Origin of the sequence: Stenotrophomonas sp. CFBP8980 (assembly GCF_034046095.1) — a bacterium.
In the GTDB taxonomy this organism is placed as follows: Bacteria; Pseudomonadota; Gammaproteobacteria; order Xanthomonadales; family Xanthomonadaceae; genus Stenotrophomonas; species Stenotrophomonas lacuserhaii.
This window is the reverse complement of the sequence record NZ_JAXCXF010000002.1, coordinates 405,161-422,931: the sequence shown is the minus strand read 5'-3', so window position 1 is coordinate 422,931 and position 17,771 is coordinate 405,161. Positions and strand designations below refer to the sequence as shown.

Annotated in this window: 11 protein-coding genes; 6 read left to right on the top strand and 5 right to left on the bottom strand. The window is 66.6% G+C overall.

The features are described from left to right. Nucleotides 1-177: 177 nt before the first annotated feature. Nucleotides 178-2,409, top strand: coding sequence for a M13 family metallopeptidase (locus tag SOM47_RS08050; protein WP_320505283.1), 2,232 nt, complete (start codon nt 178-180; stop codon nt 2,407-2,409). Nucleotides 2,410-2,447: 38 nt separating this feature from the next. On the opposite strand, the gene clpB is transcribed toward SOM47_RS08050, so the two are convergent. Continuing rightward, nucleotides 2,448-5,033, bottom strand: a complete 2,586-nt coding sequence (gene clpB, locus SOM47_RS08045; protein ID WP_320505282.1) for an ATP-dependent chaperone ClpB — start codon at nt 5,031-5,033, stop codon at nt 2,448-2,450. 185 nt (nt 5,034-5,218) lie between these two features. Between clpB and SOM47_RS08040 the strand changes: the two genes are divergently transcribed. Next, nucleotides 5,219-5,929: a glutathione S-transferase gene (locus SOM47_RS08040; protein WP_320505281.1), complete on the top strand. Its 711-nt coding sequence runs from the start codon at nt 5,219-5,221 to the stop codon at nt 5,927-5,929. A 191-nt stretch (nt 5,930-6,120) separates the two neighbouring features. Here SOM47_RS08040 and SOM47_RS08035 read toward each other — a convergent pair whose 3' ends face one another. The 4 genes from SOM47_RS08035 to SOM47_RS08020 form a co-directional block, all read right to left on the bottom strand. Next, nucleotides 6,121-7,716 carry a SulP family inorganic anion transporter gene (locus SOM47_RS08035; RefSeq protein WP_042613447.1) on the bottom strand — a complete coding sequence of 532 codons (1,596 nt, stop codon included), beginning with the start codon at nt 7,714-7,716 and terminating at the stop codon, nt 6,121-6,123. 127 nt (nt 7,717-7,843) lie between these two features. Next, entirely contained in the window at nt 7,844-9,562 is a 1,719-nt protein-coding gene (locus SOM47_RS08030) for a thiamine pyrophosphate-dependent enzyme (protein WP_320505280.1), read from the bottom strand. 66 nt (nt 9,563-9,628) lie between these two features. Further along, nucleotides 9,629-10,498 carry an XAC2610-related protein gene (locus SOM47_RS08025; protein WP_320505279.1) on the bottom strand — a complete coding sequence of 290 codons (870 nt, stop codon included), beginning with the start codon at nt 10,496-10,498 and terminating at the stop codon, nt 9,629-9,631. A 5-nt stretch (nt 10,499-10,503) separates the two neighbouring features. After that, complete coding sequence (locus tag SOM47_RS08020; RefSeq protein ID WP_042613444.1) at nt 10,504-10,980, bottom strand: DUF3574 domain-containing protein; 477 nt, start codon at nt 10,978-10,980, stop codon at nt 10,504-10,506. A 252-nt stretch (nt 10,981-11,232) separates the two neighbouring features. On the opposite strand from SOM47_RS08020, the gene SOM47_RS08015 reads away from it, so the two are divergent. The 4 genes from SOM47_RS08015 (at nt 11,233) to otsA (ending at nt 17,759) form a co-directional block, all read left to right on the top strand. Next, nucleotides 11,233-13,662, top strand: a complete 2,430-nt coding sequence (locus SOM47_RS08015; RefSeq protein WP_320505278.1) for a TonB-dependent receptor plug domain-containing protein — start codon at nt 11,233-11,235, stop codon at nt 13,660-13,662. Between the two features lie 159 nt (nt 13,663-13,821). After that, the gene (otsB, locus tag SOM47_RS08010; RefSeq protein WP_320505277.1) at nt 13,822-14,580 is read left to right on the top strand and encodes a trehalose-phosphatase; all 759 of its coding nucleotides are present in this window, start codon (nt 13,822-13,824) and stop codon (nt 14,578-14,580) included. A 36-nt stretch (nt 14,581-14,616) separates the two neighbouring features. Further along, on the top strand, nt 14,617-16,398 hold the full coding sequence (locus SOM47_RS08005) for a glycoside hydrolase family 15 protein (RefSeq protein WP_042613441.1): 1,782 nt from the start codon (nt 14,617-14,619) through the stop codon (nt 16,396-16,398). Then, nucleotides 16,395-17,759: an alpha,alpha-trehalose-phosphate synthase (UDP-forming) gene (gene otsA / locus SOM47_RS08000; RefSeq protein WP_042613440.1), complete on the top strand. Its 1,365-nt coding sequence runs from the start codon at nt 16,395-16,397 to the stop codon at nt 17,757-17,759. The genes SOM47_RS08005 and otsA overlap by 4 nt, the downstream gene beginning before the upstream one ends. Nucleotides 17,760-17,771: the final 12 nt, after the last annotated feature.

Below are 17,771 nucleotides of genomic sequence, written 5' to 3'. Positions count from 1 at the left end.
GACGGGATCAGCAACCTGTTCACGTTCGCCCTCGCGATGAGCACCGCCCTGCCCGCACATGCAGGGCTCCCAACGGTGCCACGCCGGTTGCCCGCGGCGCCGCCGCCCGCACCGGCCGCTGGCGGGTGGCCGCCCGGCGCCCACGCGCTGCAGGTTCCGCTGGAAATGGGGACCCTCATGGCCGCGCCCGTCCCCGCTGCGGCGCAGGCGCCGCTGCTCGCCCCGCCTCCGTCGGCCATCGTCAATGCCGTTTCGGACGCGGCGTTGGCCGGTTGCCTGCGCAGCCCCCGCCACTGCGGCACCGCGTTGTGGACAGCCGCCGGCGTCACCGCGTTCTGGGCGGGTGCTGCGGCGGCGGGTTACCTGCTGCATCGTCCTGCCGTGCCCGCTGCAGGTCCCGGACCGCTGCCCACCGACCCGGCGGTAACCGCGCACTACACGTTGGATCCAGACCGCCTGCTTCCGCCCATCCGCTTCAACGCCAGTGAACTGGACAGGGCCGTTTCGCCGTGCGATTCGCTCGGTGCGCACGTCAACGGGCGATGGGAGGCGTCCAGCTCGCTGCAACCCAGCCGCACCCAGTTCGGGACACTGGACCATCTACGCAGCATTGCGTTGCTGCAGTGCCAGCAACTGGCCGAGCAGATGGCGGCGCAAGCCGATCCGGTTGCGCCGGCGAAAGTGATAGGAGATCTGTGGGCGACGGGCATGGACGAAGCCGGCATCGAGGTCGCCGGCCGGGGCCCGCTGCAGCCGCTGCTGGACGAGATCGAAGCCATCGACGACCTGCAGGGCCTGGTCGCCCATCTGTTCCATTCCAGCGCGCGCGGTTCCAACCCCCTGTTTGAGTTCAGCGTATTGCCCGACCAGCTCGATCCCTCGAGGAACACCGCCTACCTGGCGCAGTCGGGCCTTGGCCTGCCTGACAGCACCTGGTACGGCAACCCGGATAAACACGAAGTCCTGGAGGCCTACCGTGCCCATGTCTCCGCCACCCTCGTGCTGTCCGGCATGCCGCCCGATGCAGCAGCACGTTCATCCCACGACATCGTCTCGCTTGAACGTGCACTGGCCGCCGCGTCCCTCCCCTTTGCCGCGTACGCGACCGATCCCGGTGCATACCACAACCCGGTAAGCCCCGCAGAGGCCCACACGCAGACGCCGACCATCGACTGGCAGCAGTTTTTCCGGGCACAGGGCGTCGAACCACCCGCCACGTTTTCGCTGGGCATGCCGGGCTTCTTTCGAGGTATGGACGCATTGCTGGGTGGCGTGCCGCTGGACACCTGGAAGGCCTACCTGCGCTTCCACGCCACCGACAACGCCGCTCCCTGCCTGGCCAGTGCCTTTGTCGACCAGCACGACGCCTACCATGGGGGTGTCCTGAAGGGCCGCCGATCGCGGGTGCCGCGTTTTGCCCGCGTCATGGGCATCATCCAGCAGCACGCCGGCGATGCGCTCGGTCCTGCCTACGCCGAGGTCGCCTTCCCGGCAAGCACGCGCCGCGCTGCCGAAGACATAACCGCGCAGATGACCGCCGCACTCAGGCGCCGGTTGCAGCAGTGTGAGTGGATGGACGACAGCAGCCGCGCAAGGGCATTGGGCAAGGCCGCCACGCTGCAGATCGACCTCGGCCATCCGCGGAAATGGCCCATCTGGGACCACGTCGGCACCAGCCGTTCAAGCTTCCTGGCCAATGTCCAGGCGGCCCGAGCGCATGCGCAGCGCCGCAATGTGGCCCAGCTCGGCAAGCCAGTGGATGCCACCCACTGGAAGCTGACCCCACAGACCGTCGACGCCTACCAGGACGTCTCGCTCAACCGGATCGTGATTCCCGCCGCGTTGCTGCAGCCGCCCCTGCTGGATCCCGCCGCCGATGCCCCGCTCAACTATGGGGCCATCGGGGCCATCATCGGGCACGAAATGGGCCACGCATTCGATTCCGTCGGCACCCATTTCGATGCCGAAGGCCAGGAGAACGATTGGCTTTCGCCGCAGAGCCGGCAGCAACTCGGCGCGCTCGCAGCCAGGATGAAGGCGCAGTACGCAGCCTATGTGCGTGACGGACGGGCGCTCGACGGCGAGTTGACCCTCGACGAGAACCTGGCGGATCTGGGCGGGTTGAGCCTTGCGATGGATGCGATGCTGCATGCCACGGCGGGTTCTCCTGATCCGATGATCGACGGCCTGACGCGCCAGCAGCGCCTGCTCGTCAGTTACGCGCTGATGTGCCGCACGATCACCACGAAGGAGCGCGCCGAAGCACAGCGCGCGACCGACAGCCATGCCCCCGGGCAGGTGCGTGCGGATATGGCACCGTCCAATCTTCGCGATTTCGCCCGCGTGTTCAACTGCACCGAGGGAGCGCCGATGGCGCGCCCTGCGAGTGAACAGGTACGGTTTCTGTAGGTGATGGCGCCGGGACCTGCCCGGCGCCCCTGCCATGTTCACTGCCTGCTGAAGACCAGCTGGCCGCTGCCCGCATCCACGCCGATGGTGTCGCCGCTGCTGAACTCACCGGACAGGATCTTCTGCGCCAGCGGATTCTCCAGTTGCGCCTGGATCGCGCGCTTGAGCGGACGCGCGCCGTAGATCGGGTCGAAGCCAACAGTGCCCAACTGTTCAAACGCCGCATCGCTTACCTGCAGCTTGAGACCGCGTTCGGCCAGCCGCGATTCCAGGCCACGCATCTGGATCCTCGCGATCTGTTTGATCTGCTGCTTGTCCAGCGGGTGGAACACCACGATGTCGTCCAGGCGGTTGATGAACTCCGGACGGAAGTGCGCCTGCACCACGCCCATCACCGCGGCCTTCATCTGCGTGTAGGCCTCCGGCGAATCGTCCCCGCTCATGTCCTGGATCTGGTGCGAACCCAGGTTGGAGGTCATCACGATCACCGTGTTGCGGAAGTCGACCGTACGTCCCTGGCCATCGGTCAGGCGGCCATCATCGAGCACCTGCAGCAGGATGTTGAACACATCCGGGTGTGCCTTCTCCACCTCGTCGAGCAGGATGATCGAGTACGGGCGACGACGCACCGCTTCGGTCAGGTAGCCGCCTTCTTCATAGCCGACATACCCCGGGGGCGCACCGACCAGCCGCGCCACGCTGTGCTTCTCCATGAACTCGCTCATGTCGATGCGGATCATCGCGTCGGTGCTGTCGAACAGGAATTCGGCCAGCGCCTTGCACAGCTCGGTCTTGCCCACGCCGGTCGGTCCCAGGAACAGGAACGAGCCACTGGGGCGATCCGGATCGGACAGCCCGGCACGCGAGCGACGCACCGCATCGGACACCACCTTGATCGCTTCTTCCTGGCCCACCACGCGCCGGTGCAGCTCGTCTTCCATGCGCAGCAGCTTCTCGCGTTCGCCTTCCAGCATCCGGTTCACCGGAATACCGGTCCAGCGCGAGACCACTTCGGCGATCTCCTCGGCGGTTACCCGGTCCTGGACCAGCTTGAACTCGGTGTTCTCCGCCTCCTGCGCGACCGCCAGCTGTTTCTCCAGCTGCGGCAACTGGCCATACTGGATCTCGCTCATGCGGCCGAAATCCTGTCGGCGCTGTGCCGATTCCAGGTCCAGCTTCGCCTGCTCGATCTGTTCCTTGATCTTCGTTGCGCCCTGCAATGCGGCTTTCTCGGATTTCCAGATTTCGTTGAGATCGGAGAACTCCCGTTCCAGCGCATCGATATCGTTTTCCAGGTCCGCCAGACGCTGTCGCGATGCCTCATCCTTCTCTTTCTTCAGCATTTCGCGCTGGATCTTCAGCTGGATCAGACGGCGCTCCAGCCTGTCCAGTTCTTCCGGCTTGGAATCGATCTCCATGCGGATGCGCGAGGCGGCTTCGTCCATCAGGTCGATGGCCTTGTCCGGCAACTGGCGGTCGCTGATGTAGCGATGAGACAGGGTGGCGGCCGCCACGATCGCCGGATCGGTGATCTCCACGCCATGGTGCACGGCATACTTTTCCTTCAGCCCGCGCAGGATGGCGATGGTGTCCTCCACCGTGGGCTCGCCGACCAGCACCTTCTGGAAACGACGCTCCAGCGCGGCGTCCTTTTCGATGTACTTGCGGTACTCATCCAGCGTAGTGGCACCCACACAATGCAGCTCGCCACGTGCAAGCGCCGGCTTGAGCATGTTGCCTGCATCCATCGCGCCGTCGGCCTTGCCGGCACCGACCATGGTGTGCAGCTCGTCGATGAACAGGATGACCTGTCCTTCGTTCTTGGCCAGGTCGTTGAGCACACCCTTCAGCCGTTCTTCGAACTCGCCGCGGAACTTCGCGCCGGCGATCAGCGCGCCCATGTCCAACGACAGCACACGCTTGCCACGCAGGCCTTCGGGAACTTCGTCGTTGATGATGCGCTGGGCCAGGCCTTCGACGATCGCGGTCTTGCCCACGCCTGGCTCGCCGATCAGCACCGGGTTGTTCTTGGTGCGTCGTTGCAGCACCTGGATGGTCCGGCGGATCTCTTCATCGCGGCCGATCACCGGATCCAGCTTGCCGCTCTCGGCGCGCGCGGTCAGGTCGATGGTGTACTTCTCCAGCGCCTGGCGCTGTTCTTCGGCACTCTCGGACTGCACTTTCTCCCCGCCGCGCAGCTTGTCGATGGCGACCTGCAGCCTCGCCTTGTCCGCACCGGCCGCACGCAGCGCCATGCCCAGGCTGCCGCCGTCTTCCAGCGCCGCAAGCACGAACCACTCGCTGGCGATGAAGGCATCGCCCTGCTGCTGGGCCAGCTTGTCGGTGTGGTTGAGCAGGCGGTTCAGGTCATTGCCGATGGACAGGTTGCCGGCCTGCCCGGACACCTTCGGCAACGCCGCCAACGCCTCGTCCAGCCGCTCGCGCAGCACCGTCACGTTGACACCTGCCTGCGAAAGCAGCGGCCGGGTACTGCCGCCGGGCTGGTCGAACAGTGCACTGAACACGTGCACCGGTTCGACGATGGAATTGTCGCGGCCCACGGCCAGCGACTGCGCGTCGGCCAGCGCCTGCTGGAAACGCGAGGTGAGCTTGTCCATCCGCATGTCGAATCCTCGATCAGAGAAGCCGGCCACGCCGGCACTACCCATCAGATGCGGCTGCCGCCGCGCGTTTCAAGGGTCCCTGAGATCATCGTCCCCGATAAGGAAACATCGCGTGTAGGGCATGCTCACCGGGCCCTGCCATTGCGCGCGGGATACTGCCCGGGCCTTCACCTCACGGGACCGACATGCATTACGAGCTCTATTACTGGACCGGCATCCAAGGACGCGGCGAGTTCGTGCGCCTGGCCCTGGAAGACGCCGGTGCCGACTACGCCGACATGGCGCGGGTCCACGGCGATGCCGTCATGGATCCGTTCCTGGCCGGCACCTCCGAGGGCGGTCGCCCGTTCGCCCCGCCCTTCCTGAAGGCAGGCCGCCAGGTGGTGGCCCAGGTGGCTGCGATCCTGGACTTCCTCGGGCCGACCCTGGACCTGGTGCCACATGCGGCCTCGCGCCGGGTGCAGGCCATCCAGCTGCAGCTGACCATCGCCGATCTGGTGGCCGAAGTGCACGACACCCACCACCCGATTGCGGCCTCGCAGTACTACGAAGACCAGAAAAGCGAAGCCATCGCACGAGCGGCCTCGATGCGCGGCGAACGCCTGCCGAAGTTCCTTGGTTACTTCGAAGACATGGTCAAGGACAACGGTGGCCGCCACCCGCTGCGCGAGCACTCCTACGTCGATCTTTCCCTGTTCCAGCTGCTGGCCGGGCTGGACTACATGTTCCCGCAGCGGATGCGGGCGCTGTGGCCCAGGCTGCCGCTGCTGGCCGCGTTGAAGGAACGGGTGGAAAAACGCCCGGGCGTTGCCGCCTATCTGGCATCCGATCGCCGGCTGGCGTTCAACGCCAACGGCATCTTCCGCCATTACCCGGAGCTGGACGGCCCGGCCTGACCCTGCCGCTGCGCTCGCGAGCACGGCTCGGCGCTACCCCCGCCTGACCCGGTTGTGACGGCCGCTGGCCGTCATGCCCCTGCCGTGGTGGGTGACCACCGTTGGTCGTCACGCTCCTGCCGTGGTGGGTGACGACCGTTGGTCGTCACGCCCCTGCCGCTGCGCTCGCCGAGCATGGCTCGGCGCTACCGCTACCTCTGCATGGCCACCGGCTGCTTCTGCAATGACAGCAGTCCCAGCAGCACCGCAAGCGCCACGTAAGCCCCGGCGAACTGCCAGCTGATGATCCGCGCCAGGCCCTGCAGGTCCCAGGGCAGGTAGATGCCACCGCGCGGGTCCACCGAGTGGATCAACCCGAACACCGTCAGTCCGGCAGCCACCAGCAGGAAGCCACAGGCGCGGCGCAGGCGCCCGTCCACCATGGCCGCCACCGTGGCGATCCACAGCATCGAGGTGATGATGAAGCCATTACCCAGCGCGAAGATCACGGCCAGCTCCGGCAGGCCGTGGCCGTCCACCTTGGTCAGCATGGCGACCATCTGGTCCGGCGCTATCCAGCCCGGTGCCTTGATCGCCAGCAGGTAGGCCGCGGAGGGCAGGAAGCCCAGCACCATCGCGCCGGCATGCTGCTTCGGCGTGGCCTGGAAGGCCTGGGTGGTGATGTCGATGCCCACGTACACGATGATCGGCGCCAGCACCGCCAGCGGCAGCCACTGCACCAGCCCGGAGACGATGCCAAGCATCCCACCGATGCCGATGAACAGGCCGGTCAGCAGCGTGTAACCGCTGCGTGCGCCCATGTGCTTGTACGCCGGCTGGCCGATGTAGGGCGTGGTCTGGGCCACGCCGCCGCAGACGCCAGCCACCAGCGTGGCGATGGCCTCCACCAGCAGGATGTCGCGGGTACGGTAGTCATCGCCGGCCGCGCGTGCGCTTTCGGAAACATTGATGCCACCGACCACCATCAGCAGGCCGAACGGAAGCAGCAGCGGCAGGTAGGTCATCGCCGTCGGCATGCCTGCAAGGAAGCCAAGCGAAGGCAACGGCAGCACGATCTGCGGGGCGTTCCACACTGGCACTTCAAAGCCCGGCGCACCCAGCCCGGCCAATCCCAGCCCGTAATACAGCACGGTGCCGAACACGAAGGCCAGCAGTACCGCCGGACCCCGCACCGGCAGCTTGCCCTTGGCGATCAGCACGTACAGCAGCAGGCCCAGGGTGACGAAGCCGACCAGCGGGGAACGCAGCGTTTCCAGCAGCGGCAGCAGGCCCATCAGCACCAGCGCGATGCCGGCGATGGAACCCAGCAGCGCCGCCCGCGGCAGCGCGCGGGTCACCGCTTCACCGAAGAAGGACAGCACCAGCTTCAGCAGACCCATGATCACCAGCGAGGCCATGCCGAGCTGCCAGGTGGCGATCGCCGCCGCGTCCGGGTCCAGGCCCTGCGCCTTGAACGCCACGAACGCCGGGCCGAGCACCAGCAGCGCCATGCCGATGCTGGTCGGCGCGTCCAGGCCCAGCGGCATCGCGGTGACGTCGTCGCGACCGGTGCGCGCAGCCAACCGGCGCGCCATCACCGTGTACAGCAGGTTGCCGACCAGCACGCCGAAGGCGGTGCCGGGGAACATGCGGGTGAACACCACCTCGGCCGGGAACTGGAACATTCCCACCAGCGCCATGGCGATGAAACCGAGGATGGAGAGGTTGTCGACCACCAGGCCGAAGAAACCATTGAGATCGCCGGCGACGAACCAGCGCCGCGGAGCGGCAGGAGCAGGAACGGACATGTGGGGGCAGGAAGGGTGTGGGGACCGCCGATGGTAGGCCCCGCAGCACGTGGATGCCAATGAGGGTTGGCAGGGGTCAGGTTCCTTTTCCTGCTGACCCCTTCTGCGCCCCTTCTGCATTCGATATTCAGCGCTTGAGGAAGTTGTCCGCCAGCAGCTCCTTGACCTCGCCGATGCGCCCGGCCAGCACCGCCTTGGCCATGTAACGCGCGGTCCCGATCACCTGCCCCGCCTCCACCTGCGGCGGCATCACCAGCTCGGTCGGGGCGGTATGCACGTCCAGCAGGGCCGGCCCCGGCTGGGCCAGCAGGTCCTGCACGGCCAACGCCAGGTCCTGGCTGCGGGTGACCGTACGGCCATGGAAGCCGATCACTTCGGCCAGCTTGCCAAAGTCCGGATTCTTCAGCTCCGTGTAGTAGTCCAGCAGCCCTTCGACCTTCTGTTCCAACTCCACGAAGTTCAGCGAACCGTTGTTGAACACCACGATCTTGATCGGCAGATTCTCCTGCACGGCAGTAAGCAGGTCGCCCATCAGCATGCTCAGGCCGCCGTCGCCGCACAGCGCCACCACCTGGCGGCCGGGGAAGGCCTTCTGCAGGCCCAGCGCCTGCGGCATCGCGTTGGCCATCGTGCCGTGCAGCAGGCTGGTCAACGTACGGCGGCGTCCGTTGACACGGATATGCCGCAGCACCCACACCATCGGCGAACCGCAGTCGGCGGTGAACAGCGCATCGTCTGCGGCGTGCTGGTCCAGCAGGGCGGTGAGGTACTGCGGATGGATCAGCTCGCCCTCGCCGGGGGCCTCTTCGTCGGCACGCCTGTCCAGGGCCTTTTCGCGGTGCCCGATGCACTCGTCCAGGAAGCCGGTGTCTTCGCGCGGCGGCAGCATCGGCAGCAGCGCCTCCAACGTCGGCCCGATATCACCGACCACTCCGAGGGTCACCGGGTGGCGCCTGCCCAGGTGGCTGCCGTCGTGGTCGACCTGGATGATGGTGGCTTTGTCCGGGTAGTACTGGCCCCAGGCGAAGTCGGCGCCGAGCAGCAGCAGGGTGTCGCACTCCATCACTGCATGGAAGCCGGATTCGATGCCGAAAATACCGGTCATGCCCATGTTGAAGGGGTTGTCTGGTTCAACGAAATCCTTGGCCCGCGAGGTATGTGCGATCGGGGCCTGCAACCTGCGCGCCAGTTCCAGCAGCGGCGCGTGGGCGCCCTGGCAGCCCGCACCGGCGTAGATGCCGATCCGTTTGCCTTGGCCCAGCAGTTCGGCGATCCGCAGCAGTTCGGCATCACCTGGCCGAAGTACCGGCTGGGTGTAATGCACCGCGAACGGCGGATCGTGCTTGACCACCTGTTCGCTGATGTCCGACGGCAGGATCACCACCGCCACGCCCCGCCGGCTGATCGCCGCCTGGCAGGCCAGGGTCACCACGCGGCGCGCCTGTTCGGCGCTGTACACCTGTTCGCAGAACACGCTGCACGTGGAATAGACCGCCTTGAAGTCCACTTCCTGCGGAAACTCCATGCCCAGTTCACTGGTGACCACCTGGCTGGCGATCAGCACCATCGGTGCCTTGTTGCGGTTGCTTTCGAACACCCCGTTGATGAAGTGCAGGCTGCCCGGCCCGCAGGAGCCCGCGCAGGCCGTCAGCTGCCCGCTGATCAACGAATCGGCGCCGGCAGCAAAGGCGGCCACCTCTTCATGGCGCACATGCACCCAGTCGATCTCACTGCCGTGGATGGCCGTGGTCACATGGTTGAGGGTGTCACCGACAATGCCGTAACAGCGCCGCACGCCGGCCTGCTGCAGAGTCTCGACGACGATATCGGCAACGCGCTTGCTCATGGCCTGGGCTTCCTGGGACGGGGGAAGCCTCAGCCTAGACCGCGGCAGGTGACACCGCCGTGGGGATCACCCCTGTTCCGGCAAAGTGAGCTGTATCCAGCCGATCACCGGCCCGCGCGTGGGGTTGCGGTAGCGCACCTGCAGCCAGCCATCGCGCTCGTCCAGCAGCTCCACGCGGTCACCGGCAACCAGGTAACGGCGGGTGTCGGCATCGCCAACGGCGCGGTACAACGCAAGGCGCGCCGGCACCACGCGCGCTTCCCTGGCACGCAATGGCACGCCGCTGACCGGCGGTGACAAGCCATCGCCGATGGCATGCTCCAACACGCGGCCTGCCGCATCAAAGGTGGTCCACACCGCCAGCGGGCCGGCGTCCTCTCCGCCCTCATCCATCGCCAGCACCGCAGCCAGCGCCTGCGGGTCGAGCATCAGCAGCTGCTCGGCGCGGTAGAGGTAGAGCTTTTCGCCTTGGTATCGGTAGAAATCGGTGTACCACATCGGCCCACCGCGGCAGGTGCTGACCAGGGTGCGGGTGGGCACATCCACGCGCAGAGACCAGAACCCATCGCAGTTGGCCGGGGTGCCGGTGGGCGGCGCAAGCGGCTGCAGCCGCGCCGTCCGGGCATCGAATCGATACGCCGCCACCGCTTCGTTGACCTGGCCGACGCTGGCGCGCACCAGCAGGTCCTGCACCCCATCGAAGTCGACGTCCTCGTGGTCCAGCCGCGAGCGGCCTTCTTCGTCCGCCACCCCGTCCAGGTACTGCAGCACAGCGTCCTTGCCGATGCGCACCTCCACGCGGCCGTCGTCCAGCGCGCGTGCCCGCACCGGCACGCCGGGCGCGGCGTCGAACGCCACGCCTTCTGCGTCCTGCGCCTGCGCCTGCATCGCCATACCGGCGCTGCACAGCGCCATCATCAGCAAGCTGGCGCGCATCCGGTTCAGAAGGACACGTCCACCGGCTGGCGCGACCACAGCACCGACTGATGATTGGTGGCGGTCTTCCAGGCCAGGCGGATGGCTTCGATGTCGGCCCGGCGCTGCGGGCTGTCTTCGTGCAGCACCACCAGCACCTTGGTGCGCAGGCGGTTGGGTTCGGGATCACCGCGGAACAACCACTGGCCGTAGGCGTCGAAGACGGTCAGCCCATCCGGGAAACGCGGGGTTACTTCCTTGTCCAGGAAGGCACGCCACTGCGCGTCGCTGATGGTGTTGGCCTGCTCACGCTCACCGGCGCCGCGTTCTTCGCCCACCCCGAAGTACAACTCGCTGCGCACCCAGCCCGCAGCCTGCGCCGGCCGTGCCGCATCGCCCTGCATCGTGGCCGTCGTCGCTGACGTGCCCGGCCCGCTGGCGGGCAGGCTGGCGCAACCGCTGGTGGCCAGCAACACGGCAAAAACAAGGGACAAACGCTTCATATCGATCACTCTCCAAGGGCAGGTGTGCCCATCGCGCCGTGCACGACAGGCAAAACAGCGCAGCAGCGTACACGGCCCAGCCAGTTGCATCTGCAACCACCTACATGCCGTGCGGTCATCTGCTGATGCCTAAAAAAGCGGGACTTGCGTCCCACAACCCATCACGCCAAGATAATATATCGCTATATCCGGATGGATGTAATTGAAACCATCCCCCTCCCCCTTCCCCACGTTGTCACTCCCGGAGCCCGCATGTCCCACCGCCTGTCCGCGTCGCCGCTTGGCCTGTCCATCGCGCTCGCGCTTTCCTCGTTCGCCGCATCGGCACAGGACGCCACCAACCTGGACACGGTGATCGTCACCGGCACCCGCGCCTCTGACCGCACCGTGCTCGAATCGACATCGCCGGTGGACGTGTTGACTGCCGAAGACATCCGCAAGGCCGGCGTCATCAACGGTGAGCTGGGCAGCGCGCTGCAGTCGCTGCTGCCTTCGTTCAATTTCCCGCGACAGTCCAACTCCGGCGGTGCCGACCACGTGCGTGCTGCACAGTTGCGCGGTCTGTCGCCGGACCAGGTGCTGGTGCTGGTCAACGGCAAGCGCCGCCACCACAGCGCCCTGGTCAGCACCGGCAGCAAGATCGGCCGCGGCACCACGCCGGTGGACTTCAACGCCATCCCGGTCAGCGCGATCAAGCGCATCGAAGTGCTGCGCGACGGTGCTGGTGCGCTGTACGGTTCGGACGCGGTGGCCGGCGTGATCAACGTCATCCTGGACAACACCCCGGAAGGTGGCGCCATCGAAGCCAGCTTCGGTGCCCACCACACCGACCTCAAGCCGATCGGCCGCACCCTCACCGACGGCCAGACCGGCAACTTCAGCGCCAACGTCGGCACAGCGCTGAGCGATGACGGCGGCTTCCTGCGCGTCGGCGTGGAATACAAGAACCGCGAAGCCACCAACCGCGCCGGCTTCGACCAGATTCCGCCGTGGGACCAGACCGATGCCAACCTGGCCCTGCAGGGCCAGCGCAACTACGTGCTCGGCGATGGCGCCAGCAAGGACCTCAATGCCTGGTTGAACACCGAAATTCCGTTCGGCGAAACCAGCACGTTCTACGCCTTCGGCACCTACAACCAGCGTGACAGCGAAGGCGCCAACTACTTTCGCTATCCGGATGGCGAAGCGAACTGGAAGGAGATCTATCCGAACGGTTACCAGCCGATCTCCGAAGGCGAGAACCGCGATGTGCAGGCCGTGGCCGGTGCGCGTGGCCAGTGGGGTGAGTGGACCTACGATGCCAGCCTGGACTTCGGCCAGAACAACTTCACCTACCGCATGCGCAACACCTTGAACGCCTCGCTGGGCCCGACCAGCCCGACGCACTTCAAGACTGCCGATTACCAGTACGCGCAGTCGGTGGCGAACCTGGACCTGGGCCGGGTGTTCGAGCAGGGCGAGGGCATCACCCACACCCTCGGCCTGGGCGCGGAAGCCCGGCATGAGCGCTACGAAACCCGTCCCGGCAATCCGGCCAGCTACGCTGCAGGTCCGTTCACTGATCGTCCCACCGGCTCGCAGGCCGGCGGTGGCCTGACCCCGCAGGACGCGGCGGACCTGGCGCGCGACGTGGCCAGCGTGTACGCAAGCGTGTCCAGCCAGATTGGCGACCACTTCTCCAGCGATATCGCCGCGCGCTACGAACACCACGATGATTTCGGCGGCGAACTGACCGGCAAGCTGGGCCTGCGTTATGCGTTCTCCCCGGCCTTCGCGCTGCGTGGCTCGGTCTCGAACAACTACCGCGCCCCGTCGCTGGCGCAGATCGGTTACGAGTCCACCTCCACCGGCTACAACGCGGCCGGCCAGCTGGTGCAGGGCCGCCTGCTGTCGGTGAACAATCCGATCGCCCGCGGGCTCGGCGCCACCGACCTGAAGCCGGAAAAGTCGCTCAACACCAGCCTCGGCTTCACCAGCCGCATCGGTGACAACTTCGACGTCTCGCTGGACCTGTTCCAGATCGACATCGATGACCGCATCGCGCTGTCCGAAGCGATCACCGGCGATGCCCTGACCGATTTCGTGCAGCAGCAGTACGGCGTGACCGGCCTGGAGAGCGCCAGCTTCTTCGTCAACGCCGCCGACACCCGCACCCGTGGTGCCGAACTGGTGGCCAACTGGCGGCATGCGCTGGGCGACGGCCAGCTGCAGCTGACCGGCACCTGGGCCTACGCCAAGACCGAGCTGAAGAACGTACTGCCGACCCCGGCCGCGTTGCAGGCGCTGGACCCGGCGTATGTGCTGTTCGGCGTGGAAGAAAGCAACACGCTGACCGATGCCACGCCGCGTACGCGCGCGCAGTTCTCTGCTTCATGGAGCAACGACCGCTGGTCGCTGACCAGCCGGGTCAGCCGCCACGGCAGTGCCACGCGCGTGTTCAACTTCGGCGGTGGGTTCGAACCGACCCAGACCTACCAGGCTGAGTGGCAGCTGGATGCGGAAGCCGAATACCGCATCACCCCGCAGTGGAGCGTGGCCATCGGTGGGCAGAACCTGACCGACAACTACCCGGACCTGTCCAACGAAGACATCTACTACTACGGCAACCTGCCGTACGACGTGCTGTCGCCGATCGGCAGCAATGGCGCGTATTTCTACGGCCGCGTGCGCTACACCTTCTGACCGCGGGCAGACGACCTGGTGGTGACGACCGGGTGGGTGACGACCGTTGGTCGTCATTGCTTCAGTGGCGTGACGACCAACGGTCGTCACCCACCAATAGCGTCGTCACTCGCCCTGCGATGACCCCATGCTCACGCCTGCGCTGGCATCGTGCCCGGCATGGCAAACGACCTCCCCCTTCGTCCGCCACCGCCGTTGCTGGACGATGCCTGCGCATTGTTCCTCGACGTGGATGGCACCCTGATCGAGTTCGCCGACCGCCCCGATGCGGTCACCCTGCTGCCGGAAGTGCGCGAGGCCATCGGTCGCATCAGTGACCGCCTGGAAGGTGCCGTGGCACTGGTCAGCGGCCGTCCGCTGGAACAGCTCGATGCCCTGTTCGCTCCGCTTCACCTGCCCGCCGCGGGCCTGCATGGCCACCAACTGCGCGACGCAGGCGGCACGGTGCATGACAACGCGGAAGATGAAAGCACCACCGAGTGGCTGCATGCACTGCACCAGCAGGCGATGCACTTCGCCCACGGCCATCCTGGCGTGCTGGTCGAAGACAAAGGCCCCAGCATGGCCCTGCACTGGCGCGGTGCCCCGCACGCCGCCAACGACGTCCGCGCCTTCGCCAACCGCCACATCCGCGGCAATGCCGGCTATCGACTCCAGCCGGGCGACCACGTCGTCGAATTCGTCCCGGTCGGCAGCGACAAGGGACGCGCGGTCCGCCGGATGATGCAGTACCTGCCCTTCCGCGGTCGCCTGCCGGTGTTCATCGGCGATGATCTGACCGACGAACACGGCTTCGAAGCCTCCAACGGGCTGCATGGCTGGAGCGTGCTGGTCGGTGAACGCGAGCCCAGCGTGGCGGTCTTCCAGTTATCGGACATACGCAGCGTGCACGCATGGTTGCGTGAGAATGCGTGGTAGGCCGGCCCCCACGGCCGCAGACGAGAAGCTTCGCCCATGTCCCAACCTGATCTCAACCTCGGTGTCGTCGGCAACGGTAGTTTCGGCGCGTTGATCGACCGCCAGGCGCGTGTTGTATGGAGCTGCCTGCCCACCTTCGACGGCGACCCCACCTTCTGCGCGCTGCTCAGTCCCAACCAGCAGGAAGGCGGCGATTTCGCCATCGAACTGGAAGACCTGGCCAGCACCGAGCAGGAATATCTCAGCAACACCGCGATCCTGCGCACCGTGCTGCGCGACAGCCACGGCGGCGCGCTGGAAATCATCGATTTCGCGCCACGCTGGCGCCAGAACGACCGCTTCTACCGCCCAGTCAGCCTGATCCGCCAGGTGCGCCCGATTGCCGGCAGCCCGCGCATCCGCGTGCTGGCGCGTCCGCTGGCCGACTGGGGCCAGCGCGTGCCCGACTCGACCTGGGGTAGCAACCACGTGCGCTGGGTACTGCCCGACCACGTGCTGCGACTGACCACCGACGTGCCGATCCGCTTCGTGCGCGACGGCCTGCCGTTCGTGCTCAACCACCCGGTGCACCTGGTGCTGGGCGTGGATGAATCACTCAACCGCTCGCTGAGCGGCTATGTGCAGGAATCCTTCCAGCGCACGCGCGATTACTGGCGCGAGTGGGTGCGCTACCTGTCCATCCCGCTGGAATGGCAGGAGGCGGTGATCCGCAGTGCGATCACCCTGAAGCTGTGCCAGTACGAAGACAGCGGCGCGATCATCGCGGCGATGACCACCTCCATCCCGGAGGCGCCGGGCAGCATCCGCAACTGGGATTACCGCTACTGCTGGCTGCGTGACGCAGCCTTTGTGGTGCGCTCGCTCAACCGCCTCGGCGCCACCCGCACCATGGAGCAGTTCCTCGGCTACATCTTCAACCTGGCCACCGCCGACGGCACCCTGCAGCCGCTGTATGGCATCGGCTTCGAGGCCACCCTGGACGAGCACGAGGTGCCTTCATTGTCCGGCTATCGTGGCATGGGACCGGTGCGCCGCGGCAACCTGGCCTGGGTGCAGCGCCAGCACGATGTCTACGGTAGCGTGGTGCTGGCCTCCACCCAGCTGTTCTTCGACCGCCGCCTGCAGGACCCCGGTGACGCACACGCGTTCGCGCGGCTGGAACCGCTGGGCGAGCAGGCCTTCCTGCTGCACGACGTTCCCGATGCCGGCCTGTGGGAATTCCGCGGCCGCACCGAAGTGCACACCTACACCGCCGCGATGTGCTGGGCCGCCTGTGACCGCCTGTGCAAGATCGCCGTGCGCCTGAAGCTGGACGACCGCGCGTTCTACTGGCGCGAGCGCGCCGACACCATCCACCGGCGCATCATGAAGGAGTCGTGGAACGAGGAGCTTGGCCATTTCACCGATGCCTTCGGTGGGCACCGCCTGGATGCTTCGCTGCTGCTGCTGGCCGACATCGGGTTCATCGAACCCATGGATGCACGCTTCATCACCACGGTGGAGGCCATCGGCCGCGACCTCAAGCATGGCGACGCGCTGTACCGCTACGTCGCACCCGACGACTTCGGCGAACCGGAAACCAGCTTCACCATCTGCACCTTCTGGTACATCGATGCGCTGGCGGCGATCGGTCGCATGGAAGAAGCCCGCGCGATGTTCGAGGTGCTGCTGTCGCGGCGCAACCACCTGGGCCTGCTCTCGGAAGACCTTTCCTTCGAGAACGGCGAGGCTTGGGGCAACTTCCCGCAGACCTATTCGCACGTCGGCCTGATCACCGCCGCGATGCGGCTTTCGCGTTCCTGGCAGGAGGCTTCATGAGTCGTCTGGTCGTCGTTTCCAACCGCGTCGCCATTCCCGGCGATACCCGTCCGGGAGGTCTGGCAGTGGGCCTGCTGGCCGCGCTGAAGGAGCGCGGCGGCCTGTGGTTCGGCTGGAGCGGCAAGTCGGTGAAGGACAACAGCGGCGCGCTGCATGAGCAGGTCGACGGCGATATCCGCTACGTCACCATGGACCTCAACAAGCGTGACGTGGACGGGTATTACAACGGCTTCGCCAATCGCACGCTGTGGCCGCTGCTGCACTTCCGCCTGGACCTGGTGGACTACGATCGCGGTACCCGCGAAACCTACCACCGGGTCAACGAGCTGTTCGCCAGCAAGCTGGCGCCGCTGCTGCGCGAAGACGACATCGTCTGGATCCACGACTACCACCTGATCCCGCTGGCGGCGATGCTGCGCGCACGCGGCATCGGCTGCCGGATCGGCTTCTTCCTGCACGTCCCGCTGCCCTCGGCCGATCTGCTGCAGGCGATGCCCGACCATCTGCGGCTGTTCTCCGCGCTGTACGCCTGCGATCTGGTCGGCTTCCAGACCCAGCGCGATGCAGACCGCTTCCAGACCTACCTGCGCTTGTTCGGCGGTGGCCGCGTGCTGGGTGATGGCAAGCTGGAGGCTCCGGACGGCCGCACTTTCCGCGCGGCCGCCTTCCCCATCGGCATCGACACCGAACGCATTGCCCAGCAGGCCAAGGCCGCGGCCAACAAGCCGGCGGTGAAGGATCTGCGCAACAGCCTGCGCGACCGCCAGTTGGCGATCGGCGTGGACCGGCTGGATTACTCCAAGGGCCTGCCGGAGCGCTTCAAGGGTTTCGAGCGCTACCTGGAACGGCATGCCGACCAGCATGGCAGTCTGACTTACCTGCAGATCGCCCCGGTATCACGCGGCGACGTCACCGAGTACCGCGACCTGCGCAGCCAGCTGGAGCAGATCGCCGGGCACATCAACGGCGGCCACGCGGCGCCGGACTGGACACCGCTGCGTTACGTCAACCAGAACTTCACCCACGCCACGCTGACCGGCTTCTACCGTGCCGCCGCGGTGGGCCTGGTGACACCGCTGCGCGACGGCATGAACCTGGTCGCCAAGGAATACGTGGCCTCGCAGGACCCGGACAACCCCGGCGTGCTGGTGCTGTCACTGCTGGCCGGTGCGGCCGATGAAATGAAGCAGGCGCTGCTGGTCAATCCGCACGACCTGGACGGCGTGGCCGATGCCATCGCCACCGCCGCCACCATGCCGCTCAAGCGCCGCCAGGAGCGCTGGAACGCGATGATGGACCACCTGCGCCGCTACGACATCAACCATTGGCGGCAGACCTTCCTGCAGGCCCTGGAGGCCTGACATCCCGGTAGC

Bases quoted from the DNA above. Each gene is read 5' to 3' on its own strand.
- SOM47_RS08050 (WP_320505283.1), top strand. From the start codon at position 178: ATGGCCGCGCCCGTCCCCGCTGCGGCGCAGGCGCCGCTGCTCGCCCCG.
- clpB (WP_320505282.1), bottom strand. From the start codon at position 5,033: ATGCGGATGGACAAGCTCACCTCGCGTTTCCAGCAGGCGCTGGCCGAC.
- SOM47_RS08040 (WP_320505281.1), top strand. From the start codon at position 5,219: ATGCATTACGAGCTCTATTACTGGACCGGCATCCAAGGACGCGGCGAG.
- SOM47_RS08035 (WP_042613447.1), bottom strand. From the start codon at position 7,716: ATGTCCGTTCCTGCTCCTGCCGCTCCGCGGCGCTGGTTCGTCGCCGGC.
- SOM47_RS08030 (WP_320505280.1), bottom strand. From the start codon at position 9,562: ATGAGCAAGCGCGTTGCCGATATCGTCGTCGAGACTCTGCAGCAGGCC.
- SOM47_RS08025 (WP_320505279.1), bottom strand. From the start codon at position 10,498: ATGCGCGCCAGCTTGCTGATGATGGCGCTGTGCAGCGCCGGTATGGCG.
- SOM47_RS08020 (WP_042613444.1), bottom strand. From the start codon at position 10,980: ATGAAGCGTTTGTCCCTTGTTTTTGCCGTGTTGCTGGCCACCAGCGGT.
- SOM47_RS08015 (WP_320505278.1), top strand. From the start codon at position 11,233: ATGTCCCACCGCCTGTCCGCGTCGCCGCTTGGCCTGTCCATCGCGCTC.
- otsB (WP_320505277.1), top strand. From the start codon at position 13,822: ATGGCAAACGACCTCCCCCTTCGTCCGCCACCGCCGTTGCTGGACGAT.
- SOM47_RS08005 (WP_042613441.1), top strand. From the start codon at position 14,617: ATGTCCCAACCTGATCTCAACCTCGGTGTCGTCGGCAACGGTAGTTTC.
- otsA (WP_042613440.1), top strand. From the start codon at position 16,395: ATGAGTCGTCTGGTCGTCGTTTCCAACCGCGTCGCCATTCCCGGCGAT.